A 17,793-nucleotide genomic window follows, 5' to 3' on the forward strand; every position below is an offset into this window, starting at 1 on the left:
CCCCGGAGAGGTTCGTTGCCCGGGCCCCGGGCCACCCACGATCCCGGGGGTCCCCGGAGCCCGGGATCACTTGCTCTCCACTGCGGCGATCTTCCAGCGGCCGTCGATCTTCTCCCCGGTGACGGTGAGCCGTCCGGCCGCGGCGAGCTGCGTGGCCTTGCCGTCGTCGCCCGGGGCGGCCCGGGTGGCCTGCTGGTCCATGAACGCCACCAGCACCGCTCGGTCGCCGGTGATCTCCTTGACGGCGGCCACGGTGACCGTGGCCGACACCACGGCCTGTTGCTGCGGCGCGAGCTCACGGACCTGGGCGAACAGCTTGTCGAACTGGTCGGCGAACTCCGGCGTGATCACGGCGCGGGCGGCGCGCTCGTTCTCGTCGAGCCGGGCGAAGTCGTAGGAGTAGATGGTCTGCAGCGCGTCGGTGAGCTGCCCCGCGGCCTCGGCCGTGGCGCCGACGTCCACCAGCGCGGTGTTGGCCGCGGAGGGGGTGTGGCGCAGCCGCGCGTCGGCGAGTCCGAAGAACACCGCGAGGCCGGTGAGCACCACGAGCGCCACGGCGAGCAGCGGCACCCGGAGGGAGCGCCTGCCGGGCTCGCCCGGGCCGGCGGCGGGGGCGTCGGGCTCCGGCGCCTCCTCCGCGACGCTGTCCGCGGCCCGGTCCCGGCGGCGCTTCGGGCGGAGGATGATCACCGCCGTGCGGCCCGGTGCCTTGTCCGCCGCCTTGTGGTCGACGGCGGCCGGATCCACAGCGCGGGAGTCCGGGCCGACCGTGTCCAGGGCGACCGTGTCCAGGCCGACGGTGTCCTGGGAGGCGGTGTCCTGGGAGGCGGTGTCCTGGGAGGCGGTGTCGTGGGCGGCGGCGTTCGCGCCAGGAGCCGGGGCACCCGCAGCCCGGTCACCAGCAGCCCGGTCACCGCCGGCCGGGGCCTGCCCGGCCGGTGGCCGGCTCCCCGGGCCGAGCGCGACGCGCCCGGTGCGCGGCGCCTGGTCTGCTGCGGCGGTGTCCGTGCCAGGGCGGTCGGCGCCGGTGGTGGCGCGGTTCCCGGCGGGGGCCACGCCGGCCACCCGGGGGCGGCGGATCGAGCCCACGGGGGGCCTGGGTACTCGGGGACGGGGGGGCATGGTGGCGCCTCCTGCTCTCAGCTCGCCGGGGCACGGACCGGGGCGAGCCTGCTCGCCTTCCAGCCCGCATCGGTGCGGGTCATCTCCAGCTGCAGGCGCTGGCGGGTGACCACGGGGTCCTGGCCCTGCGGGACGACCTTGACGTCCACCCCGACGAGCACGCGGGCCGTCCCGGCGCGGACGTCGAGCTCCGCCACCGCGGCGTCGGCGACCGTGGCCGTGGTGACGCGCTTCGAGTCGGTGACGACCTTGTTGTACTCGGCGCGGTTGGCGCGGAACTCGTCGAGCAACGGGCCGGTGGAGGTCTGCTCCCACAGGTCGAGGCCGGCGTCGACGTGGGTGAAGTCGAGGCTGTTGAGGTTGATGGCGGCCTGCTGCGCGTCGATGAGCACGACGTCGCGCTCCCGGGCCAGCTCGAGTCCGTCGTCGCCCAGCGCGAGTGCCCAGCGCACCCCGAAGAACGCCGCGGCCAGCGCCGCCACCGCCACCAGCAGCGCGAGCGCCCGCGCCGGGGTCACGAGCCGCGGCGCGGGCGGCGGCGGGGTCGCGGGCGGGGCGTCGAGAACGGTCACGGGAACCTCCAGCCGTCGGGGACGGGTCAGCCGAGCAGGATCTGGGCCGGGGAGCTCAGTGGCGGGGTGGAGTCGACGGGCGCCGATCCAGCCGGCAGCGGCCCCGTCGGCCCGACCTGGGCGTCGGCGGGTGCTTGCGGGGTGGCCGCGCGCGGCACGTTCTGTGCGCCACGGACGTTGATGGGGCTCCCGGGGGGTTCCGCGCAGTAGGCGTCCTCGTTCAGCGGGAGCGGCGTGACGTCGCCCCCGGCGCGGTGTGGGGTGCCCTCGTAGCCCTGGGCGCACGGGTACGGGTCGAAGACGTTCACCACGAGACCGAGGTGGCCGGTGCCGTCACCGGGCAGGGCGCTGTAGCCGTTCGACGCCACCCCGGGATAGGTGACCAGCAGCTGGCGCAGCGCGTCCTGGCGCGGTTCGGCCACCCGCGAGACCGTGAGCAGGTCGGCGACCAGCTGCGAGAGTCCCGGGCCGCTCTCCTGCAGCAGGCCGACCACCTCGTTCGACACGTCCGGGCCGGTGACGAGCAACCGGCGCAGGTCCGGGTCCGAGGTCTTCAGCTGGTCGGCGAGCAGTGCGAGGTCACGGCTGAAGCTCTGGAACGAGCCGGCGACGTCGTTCTGGGTGGTGAGGACGGTGCGTCCGTCGCGGATCAGCGCCAGCGTCTGCGGCAGGGCGTCGACGGCGTCGGAGGTGAACGCGTTGGTGGTGTCGAGGATCTTCTGCAGGGGCTGCGCGGTGCCGTCGAAGGCCGTGCCGAGCTGGTCGACCACGGTGCGCAGGGAGTCCAGCGGCACCGAGCGGACGAAGTCGTCGAGGCTCACGACGAGATCCTCGATGGGTACCGGGGTGCTGGTTCGGGACACCGGGATGACCGATCCGGCGCCGAGCACCGGGCCCCCGTCCGTGGTGGGCTGCAGGTCGACGTACTGCTCGCCGATCGCGGAGAGGTTGTGCACCGCGGCGTCGAGGTCGGCCGGGATGGGCGGGGCGCTGCGGTCGATGTCGAGGCGCGCCTCGACGCCGTCCGGGGTCAGGGTCAGCGGGCCGACGCGGCCGACGGAGACGCCGCGGTAGGTGACGTCGGCGCCGGTGAAGATGCCCCCGGACTGGGCCAGCTGCAGCCGCACGGGGTAGGTCGTGGTGCCGAACAGGTCGCCGAACCCGGCGTAGCGGAACCCGGCGTATCCCACGCCGAGTGCTGTGACCAGGAAGAACGCGATCAGCTGGAGCCGTACCGTCCGGGTGATCATCCGTCGCCTCCGAGCAGTCCGCCGAGGACCCCGCCCCTGGTCGGCTCCGGCGTCTCGGTCGGAGGGGTGGTCGGCCCGGTCGACGGCGCCCGGCCGGTCTGGCCGGGGAGCGGCAACGGCAGTGGCAGCGGACTGTCGTCGCCGAGCAGGGGGAACTGCGGGAGCGCGGGACCGGTGGGGCCCAGCAGGGGGCCGAGCAGCTCGGACGTGGGCGGCAGCCCGGGGATCGGGCCGTCCGGGCCGGGGAAGGGCTGGTTGGACCGCGCGAGGTTGGCCAGGATGTGGCCGAGGTCGAGGTCGGCGCGGATGTAGAGGTTGACGTAGTCCCCCGCGAAGCCCTCCACCGACCCGTCGGTGAACGGGAAGCTCGGCAGGATCTCCAGCGAGTTGACCAGATCGGGACCGGACTCGGCCAGCTTGCCCAGGGTGGGCTGCAGCAGCTTCAGGTCGGCGAGCACGTCGTCCCGGCTGCGGTTGATCACGTCGGTGGCCACGCCGGAGAGCCGGTCGAGGGCCTGCAGCATGTCGACGAGCTGCCCGCGCTGGGCCTCCAACTCCTTGAGGCCGGGCGCGAGGTCGTCCAACGCGGTCTCGATCTGGCCCCGGCGGTCGCTCAGCGTGGACGAGAGCCGGTTGATCTCGTCGAGCGCACGGGTGATCTCGGTCTTGCGGTCGTCCAGTGCGCCGACGAGGTTGTCCAGGTCGTCGAGCAGCGCGCGGATCTCCGGCTCGTTGCCGGTGAGCGCCTTGTTGAGCTCGCTGGAGATCGTGCGGATCTGCGCGATGCCACCGCCGTTGAGCAGCAGCGACAGTGCACCGAGCACCTCCTCCACCTCCGCGGCCCGGCTGGTGCGCGCGAGCGGGATGGTGGCGCCGTCGGCGATCCTCGGCGGTGTGGGCGAACCGGGCGCCTCCTGCGGCGCGGCGAGCTCCACGAACTTCTCCCCGAGAAGGCTCGTGGTCCGGATCCGGGCCTGCGCATCGGCGGGCAGCGCGACGTCCCGGTTGACAAGCACGCTCACCATGGCCGTCCAGGCGGGGCCGACGGTGATGTCGGTGACGGTGCCGACCGGGACGTCGTCGACCTTCACCAGCGACTGCGGTACCAGGTCGACGACGTCGGAGAACTCGATGGTGAGCCGGTACGGGTCGGAGCCGAGCGCTGCGCCTCCCGGCAGGTCGACGCCGCGCAGGCCGCCGGAGAGCACCCCGCAGCCACTGGTGAGCAGCGCGACCGCGGTGGCGAGCGCGGCGAGCCGGAGGCCGGTGCGGCGCATCACCCGCCACCTCCCGACGACCGGGGCGCCGGGTCGGTGGGCAGCGCCAGCCCGGGGACCGGTGGGGCCTGGCCGGACTGCAGCGCGGTGATCACCTGCGCGGCGCTGGGCAGCGGCACCGCCCCGGACAGCACGGGCTCCAGCTGGGAGCACGTGTCGGCGAGGTCCTGCGGCAGGTCGGCAGGCGTGCCGCGCTTGAGTGCCTGGCAGATCAGCACGATCGGCGGCAGCGACAGCTCGTTGACGTCGGCCCGGGTGTCGAGGGTGCCGGACGAGCCGTTGTAGGTGTTGGCGAGGTTGGACAGGCCCGCCGGGGCGATGTCGAGGATCTCGGCGAGCGCCTTCTGCTGCTTCACCAGCACCGCCGTCACGTCGGTGAGCCTGTCGACGTTGGACTGCAGGGAAGCCCGGTTGTCGCGCACGAAGTCGGCCACCTCGCCGAGGGCGATCGACAGCTCCGAGACGGCGGTGCCGAGGTCGCCGCGCTCGTCGGCCAGGAAGCCCGAGACGTCCGCGAGCCTGCCGTTGAACTCCCGCACCTGGTCGTCGTTGTCCGCGAGCATGGAGGTGAACTTCTGCAGCTCGGTGACGGTGCCGAAGAGGTCGTCGCGCGAGTTCGCCAGGGTGCCGGACAGCTCGCCGAGGTTGCGGATCGTGTCGTTGACCTTCTGGCCGTTGCCGTCCAGGTTCTCCGCCCCGACGTCGAGCACGTCGGACAGCGCCCCCTTCGCGTTCACGCCGTTGGGCCCCAGCGCGTTCGCGAGGTCGGTGGCCGCACGGGTGAGGTCGTCCACCCCGAGCGGGACGGCGGTGCGCTCGCGCGGGATGACGGCCCCGTCGGCCAGCTCGGGTCCGCTCGACCAGGTGGGGGTGAGCTGGACGTAGCGGCCGGTGACCAGGCTGGGCGAGACCACCACGGCGCGTACGTCGGCCGGCAGCTTGAGCGCGCTGTCGGTGATCCGCATCTCCACCCGCACCTGGGTGCCCTGCGGCTCGACCTCGGTGATCGTGCCGACCGGCACGCCGAGGACCCGCACGGAGTTGTCCTCGAACAGGGCCGCCGCCGAGGTGAAGTAGGCCGTGACCAGCCGGCCGGGCGGCTGGAGCACGAGGTAGAGGCCGCCGGCGAACAGGACGGCCACGACGGCGGCCAGCGCGGTGAACTGCAGCTGGCGGCGGTCGGTCTCGGTGGGCCCCATCCTCAGCACCCCCCCGGGTTGATCGGGCCGACGGTCGGGGGCACCAGCCCGCAGACGTAGTTGTCGAACCAGCGGCCGTTGCCCACGGCGTTGGTGAAGAGCCGCACGAACACCGCCTCGAGCCGCAGCCCGTTGTCGAGGGAGTCCCGGTTGCGCTGCAGCAGGGCCGCCACCCGGTCGAGCTGCTCCAGCGTGGGCCGCAGCTGGTCGCGGTTGTCGGCCACCAGGCCCCGCAGCTGTTCCGACAGCTCGCGCGTGCCGTCCAGCAGCGCGCTGATCGCCTGCTTGCGCTTCTGGATCTCGGCGAGCAGGAGGTTGCCGTCGGAGAGCAGCTTCTCGAACTCGTCGTTCCGGTCGGCCAGCACGCCGGAGAGGTTGTGGGTGCCTGCGAGCAGCTTGTGGATCTCGTCGTCGCGGCTGGCGATCGTGGTGGAGAGGCGCGACAGGCCGTCCAGTGCGCCGCGGACCTCGGGGGCGGTGTCCCGGAAAGTGTCCGCGAGCGTGTCCAGGCTCTGCGCCAGCTGCTTGGTGTCGAGCTGGTCGATCGTGCCGGAGAGCCCGTCGAAGGCCTCCACCACGTCGAACGGGGACGCGGTGCGAGCCAGCGGGATCACCGCGTCGGGGGCGAGCGCGCTGTCTCCCTGCGGGTCCAGTGCCAGGTACTTCGCGCCGAGCAGCGTCTTGATCTCGATGGAGGCGGACGTGCGGTCGCCCACCCAGGCGTCGGAGACCGTGAAGGTGACGAGAACCCGGTCGCCCGCCAGCTCGACCGAGCCGACGCGCCCGGCCTCGACACCCGCGATGGTCACGAGGTCGCCCGAGGTGAGGCCGGCGGCCTCGCTGAACTCGGCCCGGTAGGTGGTGCCGCCGCCGAAGAGCTGGGGCGCGTTGAAGGCGGCCACGACGATGAGCACGATCACCACCAGACCGATCACCGCGGTGCGCACCGGGTTGCGCTGCTCGGGCATCAGCGGTCTCCCGGCAACGACAGCGCGGGGGGCAGTGCGGGAGGAGCGGCCGGACCGGCGGCGGCCGGTGGGATGCCCCCGAGCAGCGCGGGCTGCTGGCCCTGCACGCCGTCGGGGTCCGGGCCGCAGCGTGGCGAGGCGCTGCTGAAGGCCGGGATCTCGGCCGTCGGGAGGTAGGGCTCCAGCCCGACCGAGCCGGTGAGCCCGCACAGGTAGAACTGGAACCAGCTGCCGTAGCTGCCGGCCCGGGAGACCGTCTCCAGCTTCCCGGGCAGGTTCAGCAGGGTCTGCTCCAGCTTCGGCGCCTGGTCGTTCAGGTTGCCCGCCAGGTCGCCGAGCGCGGCGATGTCCTGGCGCAGCGCGGGGCGCCCCTCCTCGACGAAGCCGGACGTGACCGTCGTGAGCTTGCCGATCGACACGATCGCGTCCCCGATCGGCTTGCGGTCCTCCGCGAGGCCCGAGACGAGCGCCTGCAGGGAGCTGATCAGGTCCGACAGCTCCTGGTCGCGCGAGTTGACCGTGTCGAGCACCGCGTTGAGGTTGTCGATGACCTGCCCGATCACCTCGTCGCGGTCGGCGAGGGTGTTGGTCAGCGACGACGTGCTCGCCAGCAGGCTCGTCACGGTGCCGCCCTGCCCCTGCAGGACCTGGATGATCTCGAAGGACAGCTGGTTGACCTGCTGCGGGTCGAGTGCCGCGAACAACGGCTTGAACCCGTTGAACAGGGTGGTGAGGTTCAGCGGCGGCCGGGTGCGGTCCAGCGGGATCGTGCCCCCCGGCGGCAGCGTCGCCCCGGTGGGGCCGGCACCCAGTGCCAGTGACAGGAAGCGCTGACCGATCAGGTTCCGGTAGAGGATCGCCGCGGTCACCGACGCGGGGAGCCGCTGGTCACGCAGGACGCTGAAGGCCACCTCCGCGACCCGCCGGTCGACGATCCGGACGTCGTCGACGGTGCCGACCACCACCCCCGCGATCCGGACGTCGTCGCCGGGCAGGAGGCCCGACGCGTCGGTGAAGCGCGCCGTGTAGGACGTGTGCTCGCCCGGCGAGGCGTTCGCGATGGTCAGCGCGAGCACGGTGGTGGCCAGCGCGACCACGACCGTCAGGACGGTGAACTTGATCAGCGGCCCGAACGGGATCCGGTTCACGTCAGCGTCACCTCTGCCCCGCGGTAGAGCGGGCCGACCAGCATGCTGCTCCAGCTCGGCACCGCTGCGGGCGACGAGCCGTCACGGGCGGCGGTGAGCTCGGCGACGACCTGCTGCTCGCCCGGGGAGTTGGGCAGGCCCATGCCGGTGTAGCCGGCCGGACCGTCCGAGAACGAGGTGGGGATCGCGCCGAAGTCCGCCGCGCTGCCCGTGGGCGAGCCTGCCGGCGGGGGCGGCGGCTTCGACCCGTCCTTGAACGGTCCACCCGGCGGCTGCTGCGGGCCGAGCGGCAGTATCGGGTAGCAGCGCGGGCCCCGGTCGTCGAGGTAGCGAGGTTCGTCCCGGTCGGGCACGTACTTGCCGTTGTTGTTGACGATCTCGAGCGTGACGTGGAGCCCCGGTTCGTCGGTGCCCACCCCGAACGCCTCGTCGACGCGCGGCACGAGCCCGGCGAGCTGCCCGAACAGGCACGGGAACTCCGGCGCGTACCGCGCCAGGCTCTCCAGGGTGGGCCGGCTCGACGCGGCCAGCCCGATCAGGTTCTCGCGGTTGGCCACGAGGAACCCGCGCAGGTCGTCCGACGCGTGGGTGACGCCCGTGAGCAGATCATTGAGCTGCTGGCGCTGCTCCACGATCGTGCGGCTGGTGACGCTGAAGTCGTCGAGCGCGTCGAGCAGGTCGGGGGCGGCCTGGTTCAGGTTGCCGGCGAAGTCGGCGAGCTGGGTGATGTCCTCCTGCAGGTCGGGGACCGCGGGACGCAGACCACCGGTGAGCTTCTGCAGCTGCACCAGCGTCTTGCCGAGATCCTCCCCGCGACCGGACAGTGCCTGCGACAGCGCACCGAGGGTGGTCGCGAGGTCCTGCGGTTGCACGGCCTGCAGGAGCGGGAGCAGCCCGTCGAGCACCCGCTCGATCTCGCGGGCAGCCTCGCTGCGGTCCTCGGGGATGACGTCGCCCGCGGCCAGCGGCGGACCCGCCGCCCCGCTCGGCGGCACCAGCGACACGTACCGCTCCCCGAACAGGGTCTTGGGGATCAGCCGCGCCGAGACGCCGCGCGGGATCTGCGCGATCTTGTCCCGGTCGAGGGCCAGCTGCACCGTCGCACCCGACCCGTCCGTGCTCACCGACCGCACCGTGCCGACGTTCAGCCCGCGCACCTTCACGTCCGCCCGCGGGACGAGCTGGGTGCCCACCCGGTCCACCTTCAGCGTCACCGGCACGTCGTCGGAGAAGGCGCCGGCGTAGCTGCCGACCGCGAGCCCGGCCATCGCGAGCAGCACCACGACGAACGCGAGCCCCTGCAGCCTGCGCTTCACGACCTGCCCCCTGCGGTCATCCGGCCACGCTCACCGACGTCGAGGTGCCATAGATGACCAGGGTGAGGAAGAAGTCGAGGATCGCGGTGCTGACGATCGACAGGCGCACCGCCCGCCCGACCGCGATGCCGACGCCGGCGGGACCGCCCTTGGCGTTGTAGCCGTAGTGGCAGTGGATCAGGATGATCACCACGGCGAAGACGATCACCTTGAGATAGGAGTACAGCACGTCGCTGACCGGCAGGAACAGGTCGAAGTAGTGGTCGTAGGTGCCGCCGGGCAGGTCGTTGATCAGGGTGACGTTGAGCCGGGAGGCGCCGAAGCTCGCCAGCAGCCCGATGGTGTACATCGGGATGATCGCGAGCACGCCGGCGATCACGCGGGTGGTGATGAGGAACGGCACGCTGGGCACCGCCATCACCTCCAGCGCGTCGACCTCCTCCGAGATCCGCATCGCGCCCAACTGGGCGGTGAACCCGGCACCGAGGGTGGCGGTGAGCGCCGCCGACGCGACGAGCGGGGCGATGTCGCGGGTGTTGAAGTAGGCCGTGATGAAGCCGGTGAGCGCCTCGACGCCGAGCGAGTCCAGCGCGCGGAAGCCCTGCAGGCCCACCAGGCTGCCGACGAACAGCGACAGCGACAGCATGACGCCCGCCGTGCCGAGAATGACGATCAGCGCGCCGGAGCCGAAGCTCACCTCGGCCAGCAGCCGGGCGATCTCCGCGCGGTAGCGGCGCAGCGTGCGCGGGATCCACACGATCGCGCGGGCGTAGAGCGAGAGCTGCTCGCCCAGCTCGTCGAGCACGTGCAGCGGTGCGTCGAGCACGCGGCGCGCCCGGCCGTTCAGCAACGCCACGTCACGACCCCTTCGGCGGCACGAGCTCGAGGTACAGCGACGTCAGCACCAGGTTGATCAGGAACACCAGCACGAACGAGATGACGACGGACTGGTTCACGGCGTCCCCGACGCCCTTCGGCCCTGGCGGCGGGTTGAGCCCCCGGAACGCGGCGACGACGCCCGCGGTGAAGCCGAACAGCGCCGCCTTGATCTCGCTCACCACGATGTCGGAGACCTGCGCGATCGCGGAGAAGCTCGCGATGTACGCGCCCGGGGTGCCGCCCTGCACCACGACGTTGAAGAAGTAGCCACCGCCGACACCCACCACCGTGGCCAGCCCGTTGAGCACCACCGCCGTGGTCGCCATCGCGAGCACCCGGGGCACGACGAGCCGCTGGATCGGCGAGATGCCCAGCACCTCCATCGCGGCGATCTCCTCGCGGATCGTCCGCGCCCCGAGGTCGGCACACACGGCGCTGCCGCCCGCCCCGGAGATCAGCAGCGCCGTGACGATCGGGGCGGCCTGCTGGACGATCGCGAGCACGCTGCCGGCGCCTGTCTGGCTCTGCGCGCCGAACTGGCGGGTGAGGTCGGCCAGCAGGAGCGCGATCGTCGCGCCGAAGGGGATGGTGAACAGGGCGGTGGGGAGCGCGGAGACCTTGGTGACGAACCAGGTCTGCTCGATGTACTCCCGCAGCTGGAACGGCGGCCGGAAGATGTTGCGCACCACGTCGACGCCGAGGCCGAAGAGCCGGCCGACCGGGGTGAGAGCGCGCGTGATCGGGGCAGGTGAGGTCATCGTCGCCGTCTCAGTGCCGGTGCCGGCCGGGGCCGGCGGAGGGGGGCGGGCCGTCCGGGCGGGACGGGGACGCGCCGCCCGGGTCGCCGCCGCCGTAGCCGGGGTCGAACGCGTCGAAGCTGTCGGACTCGGGGCCGTACCCCGGCGCCCGTGGCGGGTAGCCCGGCACGGGGGCGCTCCGGCGCCGCCATCTGCTCGGCGGGGGCGGCGGGGCGGGCGGCTCGGCCGGGCGGGGTACGGGCAGCGGGTCGTCGGCGTAGCTCTCGCGGATCGCCTGCTGGGCGGCGGGGGGCAGCGTATGGAGCATCTGCAGCACCCGCTCGCGGCGCCTGCCGACGGCCTTGCGCTCCGCCACGCCCGGGCTCGGCTGCAGCTGTGGCTTCAGCGGCGGCAGGCCTGCGAGCTCCCCCGCCTCCTCCATCTCCCTGGCGGCCTGGGCGGTGTCCTTCTCCTCCGACATGCCGATCGGCCCCTGCCTGCGCCCGTTCAGGAACTGGGAGACCACCGGCTCCTCGGACGTGAGCAGCACCTCTCGGGGCCCGAACATCGCCAGGTGCTTGCGGTAGAGCATCCCGATGTTGTCCGGCACCGTCTGCGCGGTGTTGATGTCGTGGGTGACGATCAGGAACGTCGAGTCAGTCTGGGCGTTGAGGTCGATGATCAGCTGGTTCAGGTAGGCGGTGCGCACCGGGTCGAGCCCGGAGTCCGGCTCGTCGAACAGGATGATCTCCGGGTCCAGCACGAGCGCCCGCGCCAGCCCGGCCCGCTTGCGCATGCCGCCGGAGATCTCGCCGGGCAGCTTCCGCTCGTCTCCGGTGAGGCCGACCATCTCCATCTTCTCCGCGACGATGTCGCGGATCTGCGCCTCGGACTTCTTGGTGTGCTCGCGGAGCGGGAACGCGATGTTGTCGTACAGGTTCATCGAGCCGAACAGCGCGCCGTCCTGGAACAGCACCCCGAACAGCTTGCGCAGCTCGTAGAGCCGCGACTCGGAGCAGCGCACGAGGTCGGTGTCGTGGATGACGATCGAGCCCCGCTCGGGCTTCAGCAGACCGATGAGGGTCTTGAGGAACACCGACTTGCCGGTGCCGGACGGGCCGAGTAGCACCGACACCTCACCGGGCGGCAGCGTCAGGGTCACGTCGGACCAGATGTTGGCGCGGCCGAAGGACTTCGACAGCCCTTCCACCTTGACCTCGACGCCGGTCATCGGTGCCTCCTGACCCTTCTCATCGGGAGCGGGCCGACCCGGCGGAACGGGCCGGCCGGCTGCCCACGATGGGTCAACGAGACCTCGTGACGTCGGTTACTCGCTGGTCATATCCTGTGAACGGGTTGCTCCGTACGGACGTATCAGGGCCGACCATCCGCCGCAATTTCGGGCACGGTACGCCATGGTCACCGGCAGGAGTCACCCGGCCGGACGATCCCGAACGGGTGGCGGCGGGCCCGGTCAGACGGCCGCGAGGGGATGGTTCGCGAGATCCTCGGCGTGGAACCGTTCCTCGAGCTGTTCGGGCGCGACGTCGACGTCGATGGCCCGCACGTCCGCCCCCCGCGCCGACTCGATGGCGCCGAGCCTGCGTCCGAGCTTGTCCATCGCGTACTCGGCCAGCTCGTTCAGGTCCACCGCGAACGGCGGCTCCTCGCCCTCGAACTCCTCGAAGGTGTGGGTGACCACGCCCATCGCGGGGACGAGCAGCTCCTGCATCCGCTCGTCCACCGCGTCCCACAGGTTGTCGTCGGCGGCGACGTGCCTCCGGCAGGTGAACGTGCCCCAGGCCATGTGCCGCCGCTCGTCGTCGCCGATGAGCTTGATGACCTGCTGCATGCCGGGCAGGATCCCGCGGCTGGAGCACACCTTCGCCCACGCGAAGTAGCCGGTGAGCGCGAGCGTGCCCTCGACGATGTGGTTGTAGGTGACCGAGGCCCGGATCTGGTTCCGTGGCGACGGGTCGGCCGCGAGCGCGTGCAGGCTCTCCGGGAGCTGCCGCGCGAAGATCTCCATGTAGTGGGGGTTCGAGTCGACGTGGGAGTGCAGGTCGTCGGTGATCCCGACGGCGTCGAACCACCGGCGGAACGCCTCGGTGTGCTTGGCCTCCTCGAACACGAACTGGGTCAGGTACATCTCGTCGGCGAGGCGGCCCTCGGCCGCCATCGCCGCCACGAAGGGCTGCAGGTCCACGGTGACCGACTCCTCGCCCGCCAGGAACTGCGCGGCGAGCGTGCAGGTCCACCAACGCTCGTGTTCGGTCATCTCGGCGACGTCGCGCGCGTCCTGGCTGAAGTCGATGTCGGCCGGGTTCCAGTGCCGCGCGTTGCCCTTCGTGAACAGCCGCATCGGCAACGAGTCGAAGTTGAGCCCGCCACGCTGCAGCGTGGCGAACCCGGTACGCCTGCCGTGCCCCGTCGATCGACCGTCGGTCACCGTCAGCTCCTCTGCTGTGGTCCCTGCCTGGATCAGTACCGGATGACGCCGCGGATGTTGCGACCCTCGCGCATGTCCTGGTAGCCCGTGTTGATCTCGTCGAGCGCGTAGGTCCTGGTCACCAGCTCCTCCAGCTTCAGCTGGCCGAGCCGGTGCAGCTCCAGCAGGCGGGGCACGTCGTGCTGCGCGTTGGAGCTCCCGTACAGCGCGCCGCGGATCTGCTTCTCGTAGAGGGTGAGCTCCAGCAGCGAGAGCGACGCCGTGTCCTCGTCGGGGTGGCCGAGCGCCGTGACGACCACCCGGCCGCGCTTGCCGACGAGCTGCAGCGCGGGCTGCAGGTAGCTGCCCTCGGCCACGCCCGTCGTGAGGATGGCGGCGTCCGCGAGCCGGCCCCGCGTCAGCTCGGAGACCGTCGCCCAGGCCTCGTCCATGTCGGCGGCCACGTGGGTGGCCCCCAGCTCCAGTGCCTTCTCGCGCTTGAACGCCACGGGGTCGACGGCCACCACGTACCGGCAGCCCGCCAGCTTCGCGCCCTGCACGGCGTTGGCCCCGATCCCGCCGATGCCGATGACGACCGCCGTGTCACCGACCCGGAGGTCGGCCGTCCGGACCGCCGAGCCGACCCCCGTGGTGACCCCGCAGCCGACGAGCGCGGCGAGCTCCAGCGGGATGCCCTCGTCGATCTTCACGACGGACTTGACCGGCACCACGGTGTGCCGCGCGAACGTGCCCAGCAGGCACATCTGCCCGAGGTCCTCGCCGCTCCCACTGTGGAAGCGATAGGTGCCGTCGAGCTGCGGGCCGAGCATCGCACCCGCACCGTCGTTGCACAGGGAGGTGAAACCCTGCGCGCAGTAGCTGCACCGGCCACAGGAGGGGAGGAAGGTCATCACGACGGGGTCGCCGACCGCCACCTCCGTGACGCCGGCACCGGCCTCGAGCACCCGCCCGGAGCCCTCGTGCCCCCCGACCATCGGCAACGCCGCGGGCAGGTCGCCCGTGACGAGGTGCTCATCGGAGTGGCACAGCCCGCTCGCGACCAGCTCCACCAGCACCTCGCCCGGGCCTGGTGGGTCGAGCTCGACCTCCTCGACCTCCCACTTGCCGCCCAGCTCCCGGAGTACCGCCGCCGTGGTCTTCATGGGGGCAGCATGGCGTGGATCACTGCACGCCGCACCGGGCCACGGGTTCCTGCCGTGGCCCCTGGGTGCCAGCGTGCTCCCGGCGTCGCGCCGGTCAGGTCGCGGGGAGAGGGAGCTCCAGGTGGGCCACCAGGCCTCCGCCGTCCCGGGGCAGCAGGCGCAGCTCGCCGTCCATCGCCGCCACCAGTGCCTCGACGATCCACAGCCCGATCCCCGCCGTGCCCCGGCGGTCGCCGAGCGCGACCCCCTTCGCCGTCACCACACCCTCCTGGCCGGGTGGGAGACCGGGCCCGCGGTCGCGCACCTCGGCCACCAGCCGCCCGTCGGCGTGCCACAGCTCCAGCTCGACGACGGCGTCCCCGCTGTGCCGGGCGGCGTTCTCCACCAGGTTGGTGAGCACCCGGCGCAGCCGTTGCGGGTCGCAGCGGACCACCGTGTCCGGCGGGGTCACCCGGGCCGACCGCCGCGCCGGCTCCACCCCGGCCGCGTCGAGGACGGCCTCGGCGAGCTCGACGAGCCGCACCGGCCGCTCCCGCACCCCGCCGAGCGGGGAACCCTCCCGCACCGCGACATCGGCGAGCCCGTCGAGCATGTCGCGCAGGTGCACGGCGTGCTCGGCCAGCAGCCGGGTGGCCGTGCGCCGCGCGTCCCCGGAGAGCCGGTCGGCGGCCAGGTCCGCGGTCAGTGCGGTGAGGGACGCGACGGGTGTGCGGAACTCGTGGAGCACGACCCGGACCCCGTCCATCCGGGCCTCCTGGGCGGCGAGCAGCCGGGCCCGCAGGTCACGCTCCTCCAGGAAGGCCTCATGCTCGGCGAGCGCCATGGCCCGGGACACCGCGGCCGCGTCGAGCTGGCTCTCCAGCATCCGCAGCAGCACCCCCACCAGCACCGCGGCCGCAACCAGGTAGCCCGTCCACCACGCACCGGCGAGCCACCGCTCGACGGGTGGCACAGCCGCGTCCGACCCCAGGACGGCGGCCACCGTGAACCCCGCGCCCACCCCGAGCGCGGCGAGCCTGCCGATCACCGCCCCGCCGCGCACGGCCGCGGCGATCACCACCAGCGGCAGGATCGCGACCATGATGCTGGCCGCCCCACCCGTCAGCCCGCAGGCGGCCAGCGCAAGCACGGCGTCGATCGACGTCGACAGCCACGGCGGGAGCAGCCGCCGCCCGCGCCATTCGCCCACCGCGAGCACGACGGCGTAGCCGAGTGTCGCCAGCACGAGCCAGCCGAGCACCGCTCCTCGCCCGCGTGCCAGCTCGGGGCCGAGCACCAGCGCGAGCCCCACCGAGCAGACGACGAACAGGCGGATGAGGACGGCGGTGCGCTCCTCGAGGGACGACAGGGCGCGGACGGCGCCGTCCATGTGCACGGCGCCAGCATCTCCCACCGGCGGCGCCACCCGGGCCGCCCCGCCGAGCGGCGGTCGGCCCGGCGGCGTCAGGAGATCGAGCGCAGCGCCGCGAGGATGTCGGCGGGGTCGGCCCGGTACATGTAGTCCGGGTTGACGTACGCGAACCGGATGATCGAGTCGCGGTCGACCACGAAGGTGGCCGGGACCGGCAGGGTGTGCTGGTCGGTGCCGTTGAACTTCGGCACTGGGTGCCCCAGCAGCTCGTAGGACTCCTGCAGGTACTCCGGGAGGCGGAACTCCAGCCCGTAGGACCGCGTCACCTTCCCGCCGACGTCGCTGAGCACCTCGAAGTCGAGACCGTGCCTCTCCACCATGGTCAGCGAGTTGTCCGGGGTCTGCAGGGAGATCGCGACGAGCGCGGCCCCGAGCTTCCTGATCTGCGGCAGGGTCTGCTGCAGCGCGCGCAGTTCGAGGTTGCAGAAGGGGCACCAGGCCCCCCGGTAGAACGAGACGACGACCGGTCCGTCGGCGAGCAGCCGGTCGAGCGAGACCTCGGCGCCCGTGGCGTTCGGCAGGCGGAACGAGGGCGCGGCCTCCCCCACGGCGGGCACCTGGTCGGCGAGCGCCGACGCCACCAGCTCGGCGGTGGCCCGGTCCATCCTGGTCACGACATCCTCGGGAACGACGGAGTCCCGCAGGGTGCGGAACCGCTCCAGCTCGGTGACCAGGTCGAACGGTCCGACCGGGAACTCGACGTCGTGCCCACCGTCGCTCATGTCGTTCTCCTCCGGCAATCCGCGGACGAGGACCCCCTGCACAGCGCGGGCGTGCTGTCCTCTCGCCTTCCGAGCATACGATTTCTCGATCACGCTGATTGATGGCGCGCAACGACCCGGTGGACGGTTCTGCCCGCCGCACTACAGTGCGGTCCCGTGCGCGACGGCCGGTACGTCGTGGTCATCGTCGACGACCACGCCCTCTTCTCGCAGGGGTTGGCGCTGCTCCTGGAGTCGCGCGCGGGCGACAGGTTCGTCGTGGCCGGATCGACGACGGCGGGCGAGGAGGCCGTCGCCCTCGTCGGCCGGGAGGCCGCCGACATCGCGATCGTCGATCTCGCGCTGCCCCCGCTCGGAGGCGTGGCGACGATCCGCAGGCTGACCGCGGCATATCCCGCGACCAGGGTGCTCGCGCTCTCGGGCACCGAGGACCTGGGGCTGGCGACGGCCGCGCTGCGGGCCGGCGCGACCGGCTTCCTCGGCAAGTCGGCCGATCCGGAGGTGCTCGTCGCCCCGCTGCTCACGGTCGCCGCCGGGGTGCGCGTGGTTCCGGCCGACCTGCTCGACGCCCTTCTCGAGGCGGGCGACCGCACCGGGGACGGCATCCTCGAGCGCCTGGACGGGCGGGACCTGCAGCTGTGGGCACTGCTCGCCCGCGGCCTGGAGACCAGCGAGATCGCCAAGCCGATGCTGGTGAGCGAGCGCACCGCCAAGCGGATGATCGCCGCCCTGCTGCACAAGCTGGGCGTGGCCAACCGGATCGAGGCGGCGGCGCTCGCCGGTCGCTACGGCCTGCTGGACAACGACGGCCGGGCCCGCTGAGGTCGCCTGCGCGTTGGCCCGCACGGGCCGCGGGTGGCCCGGTCGCAGGGTCGCGCTCCACGTCCCCGTCCATGAGACTGCGGCTGATCGACGACGAGCGAGAGGACCTGCACCGTGGCGGCGTTCCGGAACGAGGCCGAGGTCTACGAGTTCCTCGGGGGGATCTTCCGCCGAGGGATGGAGGACCCGGAGCTGGTGGAGAAACTGCGCCCGTCGGGGGTGGTCCTGCGGATCACCTACACGGATCCGGACGCGGTGATCACCGTCGACATGCCGAACTCCGAGATCCACGAAGGCGCGGGCACGGGGCCCACACCGAACATCGAGCTGTTCATGACGGCCGACACCGGAAACCGGTTCTGGCTCGGCAAGGTGATCCTCCCGGTGGCACTGGCGAAGGGCGACGTCCGGGCCAAGGGGCCGGTCGCGAAGCTGCTGAAGGTGCTGCCGATGGCCAAGGGGATGTTCGGCCCGTACCGCGCCCAGCTGCAGGAGGCCGGCCGCGCCGACCTCCTGGATGCGTGAGCCGTCGTCGTCGCGGCTACCCCCGAGCCCGGTGGGACGGGAACGCCTGACGGGCGGCGTGCGCGATCGAGGTGAGGTCGTCGCGCACCCGATGCCGGGGCCGCGGCGCCGGTAGGTCGCCCGGCGCGGGCCACCTGCTGTCCACGCCGTAGCGCGGGGCTGCGACGGCGATCACGGTGAGAACGGTGAGCAGTAGCCACGGGGTCATCTCCATACGTCCAGCCTGCGTAGGATTGGCCTGCTTGCACATGGCC

18 protein-coding genes are annotated in these 17,793 nt (G+C 72.5%); 2 read left to right on the forward strand and 16 right to left on the reverse strand.

From position 1 onward, the window contains the following. Positions 1-66: 66 nt before the first annotated feature. From ACQPZA_RS33085 to ACQPZA_RS33155, 15 genes are all read right to left on the reverse strand, one after another. Positions 67-1,089, reverse strand: a complete 1,023-nt coding sequence (locus ACQPZA_RS33085; protein ID WP_433276026.1) for a hypothetical protein — start codon at positions 1,087-1,089, stop codon at positions 67-69. 50 nt (positions 1,090-1,139) lie between these two features. Continuing rightward, entirely contained in the window at positions 1,140-1,694 is a 555-nt protein-coding gene (locus ACQPZA_RS33090) for a hypothetical protein (RefSeq protein ID WP_433276028.1), read from the reverse strand. A 26-nt stretch (positions 1,695-1,720) separates the two neighbouring features. After that, positions 1,721-2,944: an MCE family protein gene (locus tag ACQPZA_RS33095; RefSeq protein ID WP_433276029.1), complete on the reverse strand. Its 1,224-nt coding sequence runs from the start codon at positions 2,942-2,944 to the stop codon at positions 1,721-1,723. Further along, positions 2,941-4,221, reverse strand: a complete 1,281-nt coding sequence (locus tag ACQPZA_RS33100) for an MCE family protein (RefSeq protein WP_433276031.1) — start codon at positions 4,219-4,221, stop codon at positions 2,941-2,943. The genes ACQPZA_RS33095 and ACQPZA_RS33100 overlap by 4 nt, the downstream gene beginning before the upstream one ends. After that, the gene (locus ACQPZA_RS33105) at positions 4,221-5,420 is read right to left on the reverse strand and encodes an MCE family protein (RefSeq protein WP_433276033.1); all 1,200 of its coding nucleotides are present in this window, start codon (positions 5,418-5,420) and stop codon (positions 4,221-4,223) included. Before ACQPZA_RS33105 ends, ACQPZA_RS33100 begins: the two co-directional genes overlap by 1 nt. A gap of 2 nt (positions 5,421-5,422) precedes the next feature. Next, entirely contained in the window at positions 5,423-6,388 is a 966-nt protein-coding gene (locus ACQPZA_RS33110) for an MCE family protein (RefSeq protein WP_433276035.1), read from the reverse strand. Continuing rightward, positions 6,388-7,536 carry an MCE family protein gene (locus tag ACQPZA_RS33115; protein WP_169399973.1) on the reverse strand — a complete coding sequence of 383 codons (1,149 nt, stop codon included), beginning with the start codon at positions 7,534-7,536 and terminating at the stop codon, positions 6,388-6,390. Before ACQPZA_RS33115 ends, ACQPZA_RS33110 begins: the two co-directional genes overlap by 1 nt. Continuing rightward, positions 7,533-8,852: an MCE family protein gene (locus ACQPZA_RS33120; protein ID WP_433276037.1), complete on the reverse strand. Its 1,320-nt coding sequence runs from the start codon at positions 8,850-8,852 to the stop codon at positions 7,533-7,535. Before ACQPZA_RS33120 ends, ACQPZA_RS33115 begins: the two co-directional genes overlap by 4 nt. Before the next feature lie 16 nt (positions 8,853-8,868). Then, a complete protein-coding gene (locus tag ACQPZA_RS33125) occupies positions 8,869-9,708 on the reverse strand; it encodes an MlaE family ABC transporter permease (protein ID WP_169399972.1) in 840 nt (279 codons plus the stop codon). Position 9,709: 1 nt separating this feature from the next. Further along, a complete protein-coding gene (locus tag ACQPZA_RS33130) occupies positions 9,710-10,489 on the reverse strand; it encodes an MlaE family ABC transporter permease (protein WP_169399971.1) in 780 nt (259 codons plus the stop codon). 10 nt (positions 10,490-10,499) lie between these two features. Next, positions 10,500-11,699, reverse strand: coding sequence for an ABC transporter ATP-binding protein (locus ACQPZA_RS33135; protein WP_433276039.1), 1,200 nt, complete (start codon positions 11,697-11,699; stop codon positions 10,500-10,502). A gap of 243 nt (positions 11,700-11,942) precedes the next feature. Then, on the reverse strand, positions 11,943-12,917 hold the full coding sequence (locus ACQPZA_RS33140) for a R2-like ligand-binding oxidase (protein WP_433276041.1): 975 nt from the start codon (positions 12,915-12,917) through the stop codon (positions 11,943-11,945). Positions 12,918-12,949: 32 nt separating this feature from the next. Further along, on the reverse strand, positions 12,950-14,059 hold the full coding sequence (locus ACQPZA_RS33145; protein ID WP_433276043.1) for an NDMA-dependent alcohol dehydrogenase: 1,110 nt from the start codon (positions 14,057-14,059) through the stop codon (positions 12,950-12,952). Between the two features lie 94 nt (positions 14,060-14,153). After that, entirely contained in the window at positions 14,154-15,452 is a 1,299-nt protein-coding gene (locus ACQPZA_RS33150; RefSeq protein ID WP_433276045.1) for an ATP-binding protein, read from the reverse strand. A gap of 50 nt (positions 15,453-15,502) precedes the next feature. After that, positions 15,503-16,192: a peroxiredoxin-like family protein gene (locus ACQPZA_RS33155; protein ID WP_433276047.1), complete on the reverse strand. Its 690-nt coding sequence runs from the start codon at positions 16,190-16,192 to the stop codon at positions 15,503-15,505. A 156-nt stretch (positions 16,193-16,348) separates the two neighbouring features. Here ACQPZA_RS33155 and ACQPZA_RS33160 point away from each other — a divergent pair, with 156 nt between their 5' ends. Both ACQPZA_RS33160 and ACQPZA_RS33165 read left to right on the forward strand, forming a co-directional pair. Beyond that, positions 16,349-17,014, forward strand: a complete 666-nt coding sequence (locus ACQPZA_RS33160; protein WP_169394352.1) for a response regulator transcription factor — start codon at positions 16,349-16,351, stop codon at positions 17,012-17,014. A gap of 114 nt (positions 17,015-17,128) precedes the next feature. Further along, positions 17,129-17,539 carry a sterol carrier protein gene (locus tag ACQPZA_RS33165; protein ID WP_169394351.1) on the forward strand — a complete coding sequence of 137 codons (411 nt, stop codon included), beginning with the start codon at positions 17,129-17,131 and terminating at the stop codon, positions 17,537-17,539. 16 nt (positions 17,540-17,555) lie between these two features. On the opposite strand, the gene ACQPZA_RS33170 is transcribed toward ACQPZA_RS33165, so the two are convergent. Beyond that, positions 17,556-17,753 (reverse strand): hypothetical protein, encoded by a 198-nt coding sequence (locus ACQPZA_RS33170; RefSeq protein ID WP_433276050.1) that lies wholly within the window; start codon positions 17,751-17,753, stop codon positions 17,556-17,558. Positions 17,754-17,793 lie beyond the last annotated feature (40 nt).

Source organism: Pseudonocardia xinjiangensis (assembly GCF_050948425.1).
GTDB lineage: Bacteria > Actinomycetota > Actinomycetes > Mycobacteriales > Pseudonocardiaceae > Pseudonocardia > Pseudonocardia xinjiangensis.

Excerpts from the sequence above, each read along its gene's own strand:
- ACQPZA_RS33155 (WP_433276047.1), bottom strand. The coding sequence starts at position 16,192 with ATGAGCGACGGTGGGCACGACGTCGAGTTCCCGGTCGGACCGTTCGAC.
- ACQPZA_RS33145 (WP_433276043.1), bottom strand. The coding sequence starts at position 14,059 with ATGAAGACCACGGCGGCGGTACTCCGGGAGCTGGGCGGCAAGTGGGAG.
- ACQPZA_RS33095 (WP_433276029.1), bottom strand. The coding sequence starts at position 2,944 with ATGATCACCCGGACGGTACGGCTCCAGCTGATCGCGTTCTTCCTGGTC.
- ACQPZA_RS33170 (WP_433276050.1), bottom strand. The coding sequence starts at position 17,753 with ATGGAGATGACCCCGTGGCTACTGCTCACCGTTCTCACCGTGATCGCC.
- ACQPZA_RS33135 (WP_433276039.1), bottom strand. The coding sequence starts at position 11,699 with ATGACCGGCGTCGAGGTCAAGGTGGAAGGGCTGTCGAAGTCCTTCGGC.
- ACQPZA_RS33110 (WP_433276035.1), bottom strand. The coding sequence starts at position 6,388 with ATGCCCGAGCAGCGCAACCCGGTGCGCACCGCGGTGATCGGTCTGGTG.
- ACQPZA_RS33105 (WP_433276033.1), bottom strand. The coding sequence starts at position 5,420 with ATGGGGCCCACCGAGACCGACCGCCGCCAGCTGCAGTTCACCGCGCTG.
- ACQPZA_RS33100 (WP_433276031.1), bottom strand. The coding sequence starts at position 4,221 with ATGCGCCGCACCGGCCTCCGGCTCGCCGCGCTCGCCACCGCGGTCGCG.
- ACQPZA_RS33130 (WP_169399971.1), bottom strand. The coding sequence starts at position 10,489 with ATGACCTCACCTGCCCCGATCACGCGCGCTCTCACCCCGGTCGGCCGG.